Origin of the sequence: Pacificibacter marinus, from assembly GCF_018860505.1 — a bacterium.
Taxonomy (GTDB): domain Bacteria; phylum Pseudomonadota; class Alphaproteobacteria; order Rhodobacterales; family Rhodobacteraceae; genus Celeribacter; species Celeribacter marinus_B.
Genome location: NZ_JAHKPU010000039.1, coordinates 79,606 through 93,527, shown reverse-complemented (window position 1 = coordinate 93,527; position 13,922 = coordinate 79,606). Strand labels below are relative to the sequence as shown.

The 13,922-nt window shown below is 52.4% G+C and carries 14 protein-coding genes; 6 read left to right on the top strand and 8 right to left on the bottom strand.

All coding sequences use genetic code 11. The features are described 5' to 3' along the window. Positions 1 to 86: 86 nt before the first annotated feature. Both map and sfsA read right to left on the bottom strand, forming a co-directional pair. Positions 87 to 929: a type I methionyl aminopeptidase gene (gene map, locus KO503_RS14495; RefSeq protein ID WP_215992270.1), complete on the bottom strand. Its 843-nt coding sequence runs from the start codon at positions 927 to 929 to the stop codon at positions 87 to 89. Between the two features lie 66 nt (positions 930 to 995). Next, entirely contained in the window at positions 996 to 1,688 is a 693-nt protein-coding gene (gene sfsA / locus KO503_RS14490; RefSeq protein WP_215992269.1) for a DNA/RNA nuclease SfsA, read from the bottom strand. Positions 1,689 to 1,744: 56 nt separating this feature from the next. Here sfsA and KO503_RS14485 point away from each other — a divergent pair, with 56 nt between their 5' ends. The 3 genes from KO503_RS14485 to KO503_RS14475 are packed head-to-tail and all read left to right on the top strand — an operon-like array spanning position 1,745 to position 4,158. Further along, a complete protein-coding gene (locus KO503_RS14485) occupies positions 1,745 to 2,476 on the top strand; it encodes a competence/damage-inducible protein A (RefSeq protein WP_215992268.1) in 732 nt (243 codons plus the stop codon). After that, positions 2,476 to 3,189: a GNAT family N-acetyltransferase gene (locus tag KO503_RS14480; RefSeq protein ID WP_215992267.1), complete on the top strand. Its 714-nt coding sequence runs from the start codon at positions 2,476 to 2,478 to the stop codon at positions 3,187 to 3,189. Before KO503_RS14485 ends, KO503_RS14480 begins: the two co-directional genes overlap by 1 nt. Positions 3,190 to 3,192: 3 nt before the next feature. Further along, the gene (locus tag KO503_RS14475) at positions 3,193 to 4,158 is read left to right on the top strand and encodes an OmpA family protein (RefSeq protein WP_215992266.1); all 966 of its coding nucleotides are present in this window, start codon (positions 3,193 to 3,195) and stop codon (positions 4,156 to 4,158) included. Positions 4,159 to 4,179: 21 nt separating this feature from the next. Here the strand turns inward: KO503_RS14475 and KO503_RS14470 are convergent, their stop codons facing one another. From KO503_RS14470 to KO503_RS14450, 5 genes are all read right to left on the bottom strand, one after another. Further along, a complete protein-coding gene (locus KO503_RS14470; RefSeq protein WP_215942680.1) occupies positions 4,180 to 5,088 on the bottom strand; it encodes a LysR family transcriptional regulator in 909 nt (302 codons plus the stop codon). Between the two features lie 166 nt (positions 5,089 to 5,254). Then, entirely contained in the window at positions 5,255 to 7,273 is a 2,019-nt protein-coding gene (locus tag KO503_RS14465; RefSeq protein WP_215992265.1) for an FAD-dependent oxidoreductase, read from the bottom strand. Between the two features lie 96 nt (positions 7,274 to 7,369). After that, the gene (locus KO503_RS14460; protein WP_215992264.1) at positions 7,370 to 7,756 is read right to left on the bottom strand and encodes a hypothetical protein; all 387 of its coding nucleotides are present in this window, start codon (positions 7,754 to 7,756) and stop codon (positions 7,370 to 7,372) included. Positions 7,757 to 7,766: 10 nt separating this feature from the next. After that, positions 7,767 to 8,540, bottom strand: a complete 774-nt coding sequence (locus KO503_RS14455) for a DUF6478 family protein (RefSeq protein WP_215992263.1) — start codon at positions 8,538 to 8,540, stop codon at positions 7,767 to 7,769. A gap of 206 nt (positions 8,541 to 8,746) precedes the next feature. Continuing rightward, a complete protein-coding gene (locus KO503_RS14450) occupies positions 8,747 to 9,373 on the bottom strand; it encodes a hypothetical protein (RefSeq protein WP_215992262.1) in 627 nt (208 codons plus the stop codon). Positions 9,374 to 9,523: 150 nt separating this feature from the next. Between KO503_RS14450 and KO503_RS14445 the strand changes: the two genes are divergently transcribed. From KO503_RS14445 to KO503_RS14435, 3 genes are all read left to right on the top strand, one after another. Next, positions 9,524 to 10,417, top strand: a complete 894-nt coding sequence (locus KO503_RS14445; RefSeq protein WP_215992261.1) for a CPBP family intramembrane glutamic endopeptidase — start codon at positions 9,524 to 9,526, stop codon at positions 10,415 to 10,417. Between the two features lie 63 nt (positions 10,418 to 10,480). Further along, complete coding sequence (accD, locus tag KO503_RS14440; RefSeq protein ID WP_215992260.1) at positions 10,481 to 11,413, top strand: acetyl-CoA carboxylase, carboxyltransferase subunit beta; 933 nt, start codon at positions 10,481 to 10,483, stop codon at positions 11,411 to 11,413. A 95-nt stretch (positions 11,414 to 11,508) separates the two neighbouring features. After that, positions 11,509 to 12,774, top strand: a complete 1,266-nt coding sequence (locus KO503_RS14435; RefSeq protein WP_215992259.1) for a bifunctional folylpolyglutamate synthase/dihydrofolate synthase — start codon at positions 11,509 to 11,511, stop codon at positions 12,772 to 12,774. A 30-nt stretch (positions 12,775 to 12,804) separates the two neighbouring features. Here KO503_RS14435 and zapE read toward each other — a convergent pair whose 3' ends face one another. Next, positions 12,805 to 13,893 carry a cell division protein ZapE gene (gene zapE, locus KO503_RS14430; protein WP_215992258.1) on the bottom strand — a complete coding sequence of 363 codons (1,089 nt, stop codon included), beginning with the start codon at positions 13,891 to 13,893 and terminating at the stop codon, positions 12,805 to 12,807. Positions 13,894 to 13,922: the final 29 nt, after the last annotated feature.

The window sequence follows — 13,922 nt, the reverse complement described above, 5'->3', positions numbered from 1 at the left end:
AATGGCAATGGGCCGCCCTGCGATTGAGGCGACCCTTTTTGTGGTGAGACACACATAAAATGCGCGTTACCAATCTAGTTTTTGCATCAAAATTTTGGGAAATACATATCACCCGGAGATAAGGTGAAAATTTCACTTCCTGTGGCAGTCACCACAATCGAATGTTCAAACTGCGCGGTCAGCTTTTTGTCCACAGTGATTGCAGTCCAGTCGTCTTTCAGAACCTTAGTCTCAGGACGCCCCAGATTGATCATCGGCTCAATCGTAAAGATCATGCCCTCTTCCAAAACTGGTGCTGTTTCACCAGCACGACGTGCAGGGACGTAGTGCAAAACATTGGGCGGAGAGTGAAATACGCGCCCGATACCGTGGCCGCAAAAATCGCGCACAACAGACATACGGTTTTTGTGGGCATGGGTTTGGATCGCGCCTGCGATGTCGTCAAAAGTGTTCCCCGGTTTGACCGCATCGATACCAAACATCAAAGCGTCATGCGTCACAGTGATCAAGCGTTCTGCGAACTTTTTGGCTTTGCCTGCAACATACATCCGGCTGGTGTCGCCAAACCAACCGTCTTTGATGACTGTAATATCGATATTGACGATATCGCCTTCGAGTAAGACATCATTCTTACGCCCAGGGATTTTCGATCCTGGAATGCCGTGACAGACCACGTGATTGACCGAAATGCACGACGCGTGCGCATAGCCTTTATAGCCGATGGTGGCCGATGTGGTTCCAAGCTCAACCACGCGGCGTTCCACAAAGGCGTCAATCTCGCCAGTGGTCGCGCCGGGTTGCACCAGTGCTCCAACTTCGTCCAAAATCTGTGCGGCTACCTGACCAGAGGCGTGCATGCCTGCGTAGTCGGTGGGCTCATATATGCGAATGCCATCTTTGGTGATGCGGCCATGATGCGTGTCGTTCACATCGTTCTCCTGATTGCGATGCGGGTGATATAAGGCCAAAGACAGCAAAGTGCCAGAGTGTAGGTGTCACATGTGATCTAAGGGCCTCGGGTCCAATGTGATTTCATGGGGTGACACGTGGATACGCAACACCATGATCTCTACCCCAGCGTCTTTCGCGTCGCTTTCAGCAGCGGCATAGACTGGATCAATGTCAGCAGCAGGCGCAAACCGGTCGCAATCATCGCGACTGACCAAATACAACATAACGGCGCGGTCGCCAGCCAGAACCCGCTTAGTCAGTTCCCCCAAATGTTTGGCCCCGCGCGCTGTTTTACTATCGGGAAATTCAGCAAGGCCTGTTTGGCGCGACAAGGTAACCGACTTCACTTCTACCCATGTTTTAAGTCCATCTTTATCGACCAAAAAATCGACGCGCGAGTTGTCCCCATAAGGCACTTCGGATCGTACATCGCCTTCCAAACCAGAGATCAATCCAGCCACCAGAGCTTCTTTCACCACCCGATTGGCGATCCCAGTATCGACGACAATTGTAGCCCCGCTCTTTTCAATCAAGCGCAATCCGTATTTGAGCTTTTTCTTAGGATCATCATTAGGCTCGACCCAAACCTCTAGGCCAGCATCAGACATGCCCATCATTGATCCGGGGTTGGGACAATGCGCCGTGACTTCACGCCCATCCGCCAATCGCACATCTGCAAGAAAGCGTTTGTAACGTTTTAGCAGAACGGCAGGAACGAGAGGGGTTTGAAAGCGCATAGGCAAGCACTATACCTTAGTGAACCCTGACTCAAGGATCACTCAAGGAACGTGTTATGCCCAATCCCACTGCAGCCATGCTTGTTATCGGCGATGAAATTCTATCTGGGCGCACACGCGATGCGAATATGTATCACCTCGCCAATGAACTGACCAAAGTTGGAATCGACCTCAAAGAAGTGCGCGTGGTCTCGGATGACAAAGATGCAATTGTCGCGGCAATTCAGTCTCTAAAGCAGGGATTTGACAGCGTGTTTACCTCTGGCGGCATCGGCCCGACGCATGACGATATCACTGCTGACTGTGTGGCCGCGGCCTTTGGTGTTGGCATCGACGTGCGCCAAGACGCGTATGATGTCATGGCCGCGCATTATATCGCGCAAGGGTCGGAGTTTACGGAAACGCGGATGCGGATGGCACGCATTCCAGACACAGCAACATTGATCGACAATCCCGTGTCTGTCGCGCCTGGGTTTAAAATTGAGAATGTTCATGTGATGGCAGGCGTGCCTAAAATATTCGAAGCCATGGTGGCCTCTGTCTTGCCCACGCTGACCGGCGGCGCGCCTTTGACATCGCAGACCTATAGAATTGAACGCGGTGAAGGCATCGTCGCAGCCCCCTTACGCAGCTTGGCTGAAAAATACGCTGACTTGTCTATTGGCTCATACCCGTTTCAAAAAAACGGCGCCTTTGGCACGAATATCGTAATCCGTGGCGCAGACGAAGCCGAGGTGTCCAAAGCCATGGCGGAACTGGTCGCTATATTTCCAGATCATGGCGCGTGATGACGCAGGCGGACCTTTGGCAAGTGCTTGAGGCCACTTGGCCTGCCGCCTCACGCACCGCTTTCGGGCCATTCATTTGGCGTGAAGGCGCAGGAGGCGGAAGTCGTGTGTCTGCTGCAACGGCCGATACTCTGCCTGACGTCCCTGCTTTAGACTCTATTGAGCGCAAATTTACTGCGGCCAACCGCGACGCACTGTTTCAACTGCGCGACACAGAGGGTACTTTCGATCAGATGCTAGAACAGCGCGGTTATGATTTCGTGGACCCAACGCTGTGCCTAGCTGCACCTGTCGATAGCTTTGCCAAATCAGACCCTAAAGCGGCTTATATCAGCTGGCCGCCAATCGCCGCACAGCGCGATATCTGGGCCCTCGGGGGCATTGATTCTGCGCGGATCGACGTGATGAAACGCGCTCAAATGCCAAAGACAACCTTGCTAGCCCGCGATCAAGATGCGCCTGCAGGGACGGCGTTCGTCGCCACTTTAGGGTCGATTTCAGTTCTTCATGCTCTGGAGGTCGCGCCCCAATACCGGCGGCGTGGCCTAGCCCGTGCGCTGATGAACCATGCCGCTGATTGGGCTAAAAACAACGGCGCATCCACGATTGCCGTTCTGGTCACCCGCGCCAACACAGCCGCCATTGCTTTGTATTCTTCTCTTGGAATGCGTGAAGTAGGTCATTACCACTACAGGCGAAAGAGGACATTGTAATCTATGCCTGCATACTCAAAACCTATTGCCAGATCTGCCTACTTGACCTGTTTCATTATACACCTTGCTGCCGCGCCTTTGGCCGCACTGGATTTAAACGTACCTGCGAATATGGTCCGCACCGCCCAGCGCGAAGAAGTCACAACAGTGCAGCCTTTGCCTAGCGCTGCTTTCTCCGGCGCCGAGACGCCGTTTTTATCCGCCGAAGGGCGTGTCGTGCATACGGCTTATACGATTTCATCCACAAGCCTCACACCATTTCAGTTGATCGCGCCTCTCAAAGAACAACTGGAATCACAGGGCTATCAAAGCGTTTTTGCTTGCGCTGATACAGTATGTGGCGGCTTTGATTTTAGATACCTTCTGGACCTACTGCCTGAACCGCATATGCACGTGGATCTCGGAAATTTTCAGTATCTATTGGCCTCAACCCCCCAAGGCCGTGTTGCAGCACTTGTGACCAGTCGCGCGCGCACAGCAGGTTTTTTACAAATCACCGAAATCACGCCCAAGACTGGGCCGACGGACCTTTCAATTGTCGAGAGTGCGCCATCCGAGACGATAGACACAACACTGGTCACGCAGACCCTTGGTCCGCTTGCGCAAGAACTTTCCGCGCATGGGTCAGTGGCGCTCGATGATTTGGCGTTTGAAACCGGCTCGTCGCAGCTTGGCGATGGTCCATTTGAAACATTGCAAGCCCTAGCCGCATATCTGATGCAAACCCCTGATGCGCACATTGTTTTGGTTGGTCACACCGATGCAGTAGGAAGCTTAGAAGGCAACATAGCTCTATCGCGAAAACGCGCCAATTCGGTTCGCGACAGACTGGTGAACCGTCATGGCGTGACCTCACACCAAGTTTCAGCACAAGGCATTGGGTATCTCGCCCCGCGCACGAACAACAGCACAGAGCAAGGACGTAACATAAACAGAAGGGTCGAAGCCGTTTTGGCCTCAACCCCCTAAAATTTCAAAATTGGATCTGATTTAGCTCCAGTTTTCCGGCCCTTTATCTGCGAATGCATGTGCCAGAAAGTCGATGAACGCACGCACTTTCGGCTGGGTAAAGCGCCCCGGAGGATACACAGCGTAAACCCCTTGGACCTCTGCCGGCAATTCGGGGATGGCTTCTTCGATCAGGCCTTTTTCCAAAGCGTCCGCGTATAGGAATGACGGCAAGTAAGCGATGCCGAGGCCCGAAATACAAGCGTTCAGCAAGGATTGCCCATCATTCACAGTCAACCAGCCCGCCGTGCGCACTTGGCGCTTTTCACCAGATGGCGCAGTCAATTTCCACACAGCGGAATTCGATTGATTTGAGTAATGCAAAAGCTTGTGATCATTTAGATCGTCAATTTTCTCAGGCCGCCCATATTTTTCAAAATACGCAGGGCTGCCAACCATTCGTTTTGTGGTTTCAGTCAATTTACGCGCACGCAGGGTACTGTCTTCCAGCTCTCCAATGCGCACGGCCATATCAAAACCTTCGGAAATCAGTTCAACGTAGCGATTGTTCAGCACCATATTAACGGTGATGTCAGGGAATTCTGTCAAGAACTCGCCGAGCACAGGCGAGAGGTGATTGACCCCAAAATCCGTCGCCACAGAGATACGCAACAGGCCAGACGGTGCAGATTGCATCGATGTGACCAAAGCGTCAGCTTCACCTGCGTCATTTAGAACGCGACGGGCACGATCATAGTAAGCCAGACCAATTTCAGTAGGGCTTACACGGCGAGTTGTGCGGTTTAGCAAGCGCGCCCCCAATCGGGCCTCTAACGATGAGACATGTTTAGAGACAGCAGATTTTGAAATCCCCATCTTCTTTGCTGCATCTGTGAAACCACCTTGGTCCACAACGGTGGCAAAGGCTTCCATTTCAGTCAATCGATCCATTGGTGTGCTACCTACATACTTGCGCTCGTTCGAAACCTTTATGCAGGTCAAATTGGGCAACAATAGGTCCACCGCAGGACAATAGCGTGTTGATGTCAGGATCGTTTGAAATTTGGAAACGCAGGCATCTCGCTTGAAATGGAACGCAAACAGGTCTTTAGCTTACTTATAGAATCGCAGCCAATCGGACACCCTGATCGATGGCACGCTTCGCATCCAATTCTGCCGCGACATCTGCGCCACCAATCACATGCACGCGACGCCCAGCGCTTTGCAGCTCGTCGGCCAAAGATCGATTTGGCAGCTGACCCGCACACATCACAATCGTGTCCGCTGCTATGAACTGGCGTTCTCCCGCCTTAGCGATCCAAATACCGTCTGGTGTGATTTCATCATAAGACACGCCCCCCATCATCCGCACGCCTTTCATTTGCAACGTCGCGCGATGGATCCAACCTGTGGTTTTCCCAAGTCGCTTGCCTGGCTTTTCCGCTTTACGTTGCAGCATCGTCACTTGTCGCACGGGTGGCTCTGGCTCGGGGCCATCCACAGACAATCCGCCACGATTCACCTGAGGATCTGTAATACCCCATTCATGTTTCCACGTCTCGATGTCCAAGGTTGGGCTGGTATCTGTGGTCAAAAATTCAGACAGATCAAAACCGATACCGCCAGCACCGATCACCACAACATTGGCCCCAACGGACACAGCGCCCTTCAAAACTTTGGTATATGAGACGACATTGGCGTGTGTGGTCTGGCCTGTGATCTGTGGGTCACGCGGCGTGATGCCCGTGGCGACCACCACCTCGTCGAACATGACAAGGTCTTGTGGCACTGCCTTAGTCCCCAGTTTTACCGTGATAGAAGAGCGGGCGATCATGGTCTCATACCATGCAACAAGCCCATGGAATTCTTCTTTACCAGGCACCTGACGCGCTAAGTTCAGCTGCCCGCCCAAGGTTGCAGACTTATCAAACAGCGTCACTTTATGCCCTCGTTCGCTCGCTGTCAGTGCAGCAGACAGACCGGCAGGGCCAGCCCCAACAACTGCAATTGTTTTCACGCGAGCAGCGGGATCATAAGTCAATTCGGTTTCATGGCACGCTCTGGGGTTCACCAAACATGAAGTCAACTTGCCGCCAAACGTGTGATCCAAGCAAGCTTGATTACACGCTATGCAGGGCGCGATTTCATCCGCATTATCCGCAGCCGCTTTGGCCACAAAATCTGGGTCAGCCAAAAAGGGACGCGCCATAGACACCATGTCTGCGCAGCCTTCGGCCAAAACGGATTCGGCGACATCAGGCATATTGATACGATTCGATGCGATGACTGGAACAGACACTTCGCCCATGATCTTTTTAGTCACCCAAGAAAATGCGCGGCGCGGCACAGAGGTGGCAATTGTCGGCACACGCGCCTCATGCCAACCAATGCCTGTGTTCAAAATGGTCGCCCCTGCGGCCTCGACTTCTTTGGCGAGCATGACAACTTCGGACCACGTTGATCCTTTGGGGATGAGATCAATCATCGACAGACGATAAATCAAAATAAACTCAGGCCCGACAGCGGCGCGCACGCGCTTAACCACCTCAATGGCAAAGCGCATTCGATTTTCATATGATCCACCCCAGTCGTCACTACGCTTGTTGGTATGAGCGACAAGGAACTGATTGATCAGATAACCCTCAGATCCCATGATTTCGACGCCATCATAACCAGCCGCCTTAGCGCGCTGTGCAGCCGTCGCGAAATCGGCTATTTGTTTCTCAATCCCAGCAGCATCTAATTCAGTCGGCTTAAACGGTGATATCGGCGACTTGATTGGTGACGGGGCCACACAATTGGGACCATAAGCATAACGCCCCGCATGCAAAATCTGCATCGCAATTTTGCCACCTGCTGCATGAACACGATCTGTAACGGTCTTGTGGTTTGCGATGTCTTGGTCTGAAAACAACCCTGCGGCCCCTGGGTACACTTCGCCCTCAGAATTGGGCGCCATTCCCCCCGTAACGATCAGGCCTACGCCACCTGCGGCCCTTGCCGCGTAAAAAGCAGCGACCGCATTCCAATCTTTGCGTTCTTCCAGCCCTGTATGCATCGACCCCATAAGAGTACGATTGCGCAAGGTGGTGAACCCTAGATCAAGCGGTGCCAAAAGATGCGGATACTGTGTCATTATATCTGTCTCCCTAAGCGCCAAGGTGCACGTATGCGTCAGCCGTTGTCACGCACAACGCAACGTCAAAACTGCGACAGCCGCAACGGGATACAATCAGTTGTCGCGCGTTTCCAAACAATGTCGGCGAAAAGCGCGCTTGAGCATATCAAGCTCGGCACGCAACAACCCAAGGTCAGCGCGAATATCATCACTCAGCGCTTCGCCTGCAATGATAGAAAAACTTGCCAGTTGATCGCCTGTGTCCACATTAGAGATCAAGAAAGCCTGCACCCCATCGCTAATCAATTCAGCAGGGATGGCAACACGAAAGAACCAAACCCCGGCTCGATCAGGGTCTTCGTCCAGCACATGATCCCCAATCGGCTGATCGAGATGAGTGACTTCAAGCGTTGGCAGGGCTTCGATGTCTTCTGGGACGTGTAATTCACCCTCCCAAATACCACCATGTAAACGTGTTTTGACCAGTTCAATTTTGCTCATCACCATGTCCTTATAATTCTGCGCGCGGGCGGCGCGAAAGCGTGAGATCACGCAAAACGATCTGGTTCATTTCAGGATCTTCAAAAATAAAATCGACCCAAACTTTCTCGACCCGTTTTTCATTCAACTTGGTATAGGCCAAATCGAACTCCGCGAAGACTTCGTCGCTGTTCAATGGGATGTCACGCACCACCTGTTCCAAATTTGGTCCGTGTTTGACGTTCAGCCGCGCAAAAATTTCGATAGGGGCTTCCAAATCAATGGCACAATCGAGACGCAAGATATGCCGTTTGCTTAATCCGTCACACACATCAGTGGGCAAGTCGATCGCCAGCGACAAAAAACTGCCGTCAAAATGAAACACATCTAAACGCAGTCCAAAAGGCGCAAGGTCCGTATCAGAAACATTGCGCACTTGCCTATATGTCAGTTCGGGCACACGGCAATCGTGGAACAAAGTCCCCTCGTTGCCAATACGCGCTTTTGTCAAAACCGACGATGCGCCCAAAGGCGTAATGGGGCCGCGCCAGATTTCAGGCCGATGTGACCAATCTGTATACAGCGGCAATTGCATCGCATTTGATCCGATAAACGGCAGCGCCAAGCGCCCTTCGGCTTCAAAAATGAACCGATCCAATTGCATCCGCAAATCACGTGCTTGGGCGCGTACAGCCCGCAAGTCACCCAAACCAATGGATTTGACCTTGTTCGCCCGCTTGGACCAACGCTTTAAGGCAGCTGCGTTCAAAAGCCGCTCGATATAATTCCCAATGCGCGAACTCATATGTCTGAAAATGCCTTATACTCTTGTGCTCGTAAAATCGTCATGTTCGTTCCGTTATATCCGTATCATCAAGGATGTCTGTGTTGCTTAAGATGTTTCTGTAACGGGAAACAACGCGATTCAGATCAATCTGACAGATAAAGGTTTCATCTCAACAAACGCGACAAAATACTAGACTTTGGCTCGCATTTCGCAACAATCGAGCGCTATTGCGCTACATTTTCATCCTGCAAGAGGCGTACAAGCTGGATCATAAGCGTTTTTGCGTTTGAATCGCTGGCAGCACCGCCCACAAACGGCGCGGCTGACAGCGTCACCAAACGATCATTAATGACAGAAAACGCGCGCCAGTCATCTTGAGAAAGCCCGTCAATATGAACTGGTGACGAATCGTGAATATGTAAAATCAAAGTTTGATCAGCCACGATCTCCATGTTCGCAGAAATCGTAGCAGCATCACCGTTGCGCGACAGGATGGCGCGTCCCTGTTCTGTGTCAAAGAATTGTTTCAACGCTTGTGGTGTCACACTGTCAGGACTTTCAAGCGGAGTCGCCACAGTTGTTGTGAGCAATACAGACCGCGCTTGGTCCACTTTGTGTTTTCTACCGCGCAGAGCCGCACAATCAGCCATTAAGACGAAGCCTGTTTCCAGCGTATCTTGGACCGATGCCCCATCTACACAAAATCCATCAGGTGCGCTGACAGTAAAATTTGAAGACACCAAGCGCACCGAGGTCTGGCCTTGTGGCGCTCCACCGCCAAGCTCGGGCAACGTCATCTGACAGCCGTTAAAAGCGGTACAAACACATAAAACCAAAGCTATTTTCTTCATCAACATACTTCGCCACTCTGTCACTCACCATGTTCAGATACAGTTCACGCCATAAGCCCGCAAGAGCTGTAAAACAATTGGCATCCAAACTCTTTGCGATCCCCAGTGCGACTGCTATGTCCACTGAAAGTCAACCTGTAAGGACACGTGATGAGGTACAACGCATACGCGTACATGGTGGCATCTGCTCTCCGGCAACGGGCCTATTGGCGCATAGTTGTGGTGCTAGTCGCCACGTTTTTAGTTGTTTCCCTACTAACCCCTTTGGCGTTGGGGTTGATTGGCGCGCTTGCGCCTGAGCTGTCAGCGATCAAACTCACCCCAACAGGGATCGAAATCGGCACGTCGCAGGGCGGGCTATTTCTAATATTGGCAAGTTTCGCGATATTAATTCTGGCAACGATCGTATGCGCCAAAAAACTTTCCAATCGTACTCTGCGCGATCTTACAGGCCCCGCCCCGCTGTTACGCAGTCAGTTTGTTGTGACAGTCAAATGGATGATCGGCCTCACGGCTATGATGTTGTTGGTGCCAGCCCCGCAGGCATCGATGGAGGTTCAAAAGCAACTGGCGTTAGGGGTATGGCTCACTTGGCTACCACTGGGATTGATCGGGCTTGCTATACAGGTCACCGCCGAAGAACTATTTTTCCGCGGATATCTACAGACACAACTGGTTGGCGCGACAGGGTCTTATGCAAAGGGTATGGTTATAAGCGCTCTGATTTTTGGATTGGGGCATATATCTGGCGATGCTGAGGGGCTTTCTGCGCTCTTTCCCGTTGTCTGGGCCACACTCTTTGGCCTTGTCGCGGGCGATTTGACGGCACGCTGCGGCACCCTTGGCCCGGCAATTGCCGTACATTTTATCAACAACATGACGGTGATGTTTATCGCACCTGTGGCTGGGGTTTTATCAGGATTAGGCCTGTGGACGCGTGATGTTGATCTGAGCACTGCCTTTTCAGATCCGAGTTTAATGTGTTTCGAAGGTCTGATTTTGCTGATAACTTGGCTCACAGCGCGTATTGCGCTTAAGCGTTGATTGCAATTCCCGTCATTGCTGCTTATTTGAAGGCTAACTCAGACTTCGGCCAAAGGCTTACGCATGAACTGGATTTCCAACTACGTCCGCCCGACAATCAACTCGCTCTTTTCGCGCAAAGAAACGCCCGATAATCTTTGGACCAAATGTACAGAGTGTGGAACCATGCTGTTTCACCGTGAGCTGACTGACAATTTAAACGTATGCACCAATTGTGACCACCATATGCACATCACGCCACGCGCGCGATTTGGCGCATTGTTTGATGGCGGTATCTTTTCCGAAATCGCAGTACCAGCCGTTGTCGAAGATCCGCTGAAATTCCGAGATCAGAAAAAATATCCCGACCGCATGAAGGCCGCACAAAAATCCACGGGCGAAAAAGATGCGATGCTCGTGGCAGAAGGCGAGATTGGCCGCACGCCCATCGTCGCAGCAGCGCAAGACTTTTCCTTTATGGGTGGGTCCATGGGCATGTATGTCGGCAATGCGTTTATTGCTGGCGTCGAACGTGCGATTGAACTGAAGCGCCCATTTGTGATGTTCTCGGCCGCTGGCGGCGCACGCATGCAAGAAGGCATTCTGTCCCTAATGCAAATGCCACGCACGACTGTTGCGATTGAGATGCTGAAAGAGGCAAACCTACCCTATATCGTTGTGCTGACCCATCCGACCACCGGTGGGGTCACAGCCTCTTACGCGATGCTTGGCGATGTACAAATCGCTGAGCCGAACGCGTTGATCTGTTTCGCTGGTCCACGCGTGATCGAACAAACCATCCGCGAAAAGCTGCCTGAAGGTTTCCAACGCGCTGAATATCTTTTGGACCACGGTATGCTTGACCGCGTCACCCATCGATCAAAGATGAAAGACGAATTGGTCACCATTTTGCGCATGTTGGGCGGTTTGCCCCCTGCTGTTGTGGCAGATTTACCTGCGCCAACAGATGCTGAAGAATTGGCAGCGCCGGATGCGGATGCCGACACAGCTGAGTAATATGGAACGGCGGCCACACTTGGGCCGCCCTTTTCATCAGCTATCAGCACGCTGTAACCTCTGAACAGTCCCACCCTTTCATCGCAGGTCCAACTATGCGTTCCGATATCATCCTCGATCGTCTGATGTCTTTGCACCCCAAAGTGATAGACCTTGTTTTGGACCGCGTTTGGCGCTTGCTTGACGCGCTCGACAACCCCCAAACCAAGCTGCCCCCTGTGATCCACATCGCAGGTACCAATGGCAAAGGGTCGACGCAAGCGATGATCCGTGCAGGGCTTGAGGGCGCTGGAAAATCAGTACATGCCTATACCTCGCCGCATTTGGCACGGTTTCATGAACGCATTCGCCTTGCAGGGGAATTGATTTCCGAAAACGCATTACAAGACATCTTGGAAGAATGCGAACGCGCCAATGGCGGCGAACCCATCACCTATTTCGAGATCACAACTGTCGCAGGTCTTTTGGCCTTTTCACGCACACCAGCCGATTACACTTTGCTTGAGGTCGGCCTTGGCGGACGCTTGGATGCCACCAATGTCATAGACGCGCCCGCGTTGACTGTCATCACGCCGATTTCTATCGATCACACCCAGTTTTTGGGCGACACGATCGAAGCCATCGCCGGAGAGAAAGCTGGCATCATCAAACGCGGCGTGCCCTGTATTGTCGGCCCCCAACCTGAGGCCGCGATGGAGGTGATCGAGCGTCAAGCCATGCGTCTTGGCGCGCCCTTGCTGGCTTATGGTCAACACTGGCATGTGACTGAGGAGCATGGTCGACTGATTTTCCAAGACGAAACAGGCCTGCGCGATTTGCCTTTGCCAAACCTGATTGGCAGACACCAAGTTGAAAATGCTGGCATGGCCCTTGCTGCGCTGCGCCATCTTGATATGGGCGATATAGCCCTAGAGGCTGCCGTCACAGGTGCGCAGTGGCCTGCACGGATGCAACGTCTCAAGACAGGCCCGTTGATTGATGCCGCCAAAGACGCCGAAGTCTGGCTTGATGGCGGGCATAACCCCGCCGCAGGGCTTGCCCTTGCGGAAGCCATGGATCGCTTACAACCCCGCGCCACCTATTTGATTTGCGGCATGTTGAATACCAAAGACATCGGGGGGTATCTGCGCCCGCTTGCCCGTCACGCAAAGCAACTCATCGCGGTGTCGATCCCTGGTGAAGCTGCTACACTCAGCGCTGAGGATACCGCAAAAGTCGCCCAAGATGTTGGCATGAACACTGCACAAAGCGGTAGTGTTTTAGATGCTGTGCGGTCTGTTACCGCAACTGATCCAAATGCGCGAATTTTAATCTGTGGATCACTATATCTAGCAGGTGCAGTCTTGCGCGAGAACGGCTAAACACCTCGCGCCGCGTCACTCATCGCGACCTTACTCAACCTCGTCCGCCGCCCAGTCTTTGTCTTGCATCTCGCGCAATCGAGACGCCGTGCGTTCAAATTCAAACACGCCAGCACCTTCGATATATAGGCTTTCAGGCGCGTCAACCGCACTGGCGACCACACGCACTTTTGCTTCGTACAACGCATCGATCAAGGTTACAAACCGCTTGGCTTCGTTAAAATTACCTCGGCCCAAGCGCGGAATGTCCTCAATAATCAACAGCTTCACCGCGTCTGCAATCGCCAAGTAATCTGCTGGACCGTACATCTGCCCACACAGATCCCAAAACGTCGCACGCGCAATTCCGTTATGAAACTTCGGCAGTTTCACCTCGCGACCTTTGACTTTAATCGTCAGCCCCTCAGATGCATCACCCGTCAGGTCTGTCCAAATCTCATTGATCGTCGTGCGCGTATCGTCATTGATCGGACTGAAATAAACGGGCGTTCCCGTCAAACGCCCCTGACGATAATCGACAGGAGAATGCAGATGATGCACGTCCAACTTGTCTTTGATGATGTCGATAAAGGGCAAAAAGAGCTGTCGATTGAGACCGTTTTTATACAGATCATCTGGGACACGGTTCGAGGTGGTCACAACAGTCACACCCCGTGCAAACAGCCCTTCGAACAGACGCCCCACAATCATGGCATCGGCGATGTCGGTGATCTGCATTTCGTCGAAACACAGCAAACGCACGTCTTTGGCGATTTTATCGACAACTGGAACAATCGTGTCAGAGATGCCTTTTTGACGTGCCTCAAATATCTGTGCCTGCACGTCTTGCATGAAGGCGTGAAAATGAACGCGGCGTGAAGGAACGGGGGAATGCTCATGGAACAAGTCCATCAACATAGACTTGCCACGCCCAACGCCGCCCCAAATGTACAGACCTCGTATGGGATCAGGCTTTTTGCGCCCACCAATCAAAGACAGCAAGCCACGCTTCCCAATGGGAGCCGTGGCCAAATCATGTTGCAATCGATCAAACAACGGCAAAACCGCTTCTTGTGCGGCATCTGCGCGCAACGTGCCATCTGCAACGCGCGCTTTGTATACTTGGGTCAAACTATCCATGGCACATCCATAATACGCTCGATCTCATA

What these genes read in the sequence shown, in the direction of transcription:
- KO503_RS14475 (WP_215992266.1), top strand. Translation starts at nt 3,193, where the DNA reads ATGCCTGCATACTCAAAACCTATTGCCAGATCTGCCTACTTGACCTGT.
- KO503_RS14450 (WP_215992262.1), bottom strand. Translation starts at nt 9,373, where the DNA reads ATGAAGAAAATAGCTTTGGTTTTATGTGTTTGTACCGCTTTTAACGGC.
- accD (WP_215992260.1), top strand. Translation starts at nt 10,481, where the DNA reads ATGAACTGGATTTCCAACTACGTCCGCCCGACAATCAACTCGCTCTTT.
- KO503_RS14485 (WP_215992268.1), top strand. Translation starts at nt 1,745, where the DNA reads ATGCCCAATCCCACTGCAGCCATGCTTGTTATCGGCGATGAAATTCTA.
- KO503_RS14460 (WP_215992264.1), bottom strand. Translation starts at nt 7,756, where the DNA reads ATGAGCAAAATTGAACTGGTCAAAACACGTTTACATGGTGGTATTTGG.
- KO503_RS14470 (WP_215942680.1), bottom strand. Translation starts at nt 5,088, where the DNA reads ATGGATCGATTGACTGAAATGGAAGCCTTTGCCACCGTTGTGGACCAA.
- KO503_RS14465 (WP_215992265.1), bottom strand. Translation starts at nt 7,273, where the DNA reads ATGACACAGTATCCGCATCTTTTGGCACCGCTTGATCTAGGGTTCACC.
- KO503_RS14445 (WP_215992261.1), top strand. Translation starts at nt 9,524, where the DNA reads ATGAGGTACAACGCATACGCGTACATGGTGGCATCTGCTCTCCGGCAA.
- KO503_RS14435 (WP_215992259.1), top strand. Translation starts at nt 11,509, where the DNA reads ATGCGTTCCGATATCATCCTCGATCGTCTGATGTCTTTGCACCCCAAA.
- KO503_RS14480 (WP_215992267.1), top strand. Translation starts at nt 2,476, where the DNA reads ATGACGCAGGCGGACCTTTGGCAAGTGCTTGAGGCCACTTGGCCTGCC.
- sfsA (WP_215992269.1), bottom strand. Translation starts at nt 1,688, where the DNA reads ATGCGCTTTCAAACCCCTCTCGTTCCTGCCGTTCTGCTAAAACGTTAC.
- KO503_RS14455 (WP_215992263.1), bottom strand. Translation starts at nt 8,540, where the DNA reads ATGAGTTCGCGCATTGGGAATTATATCGAGCGGCTTTTGAACGCAGCT.
- zapE (WP_215992258.1), bottom strand. Translation starts at nt 13,893, where the DNA reads ATGGATAGTTTGACCCAAGTATACAAAGCGCGCGTTGCAGATGGCACG.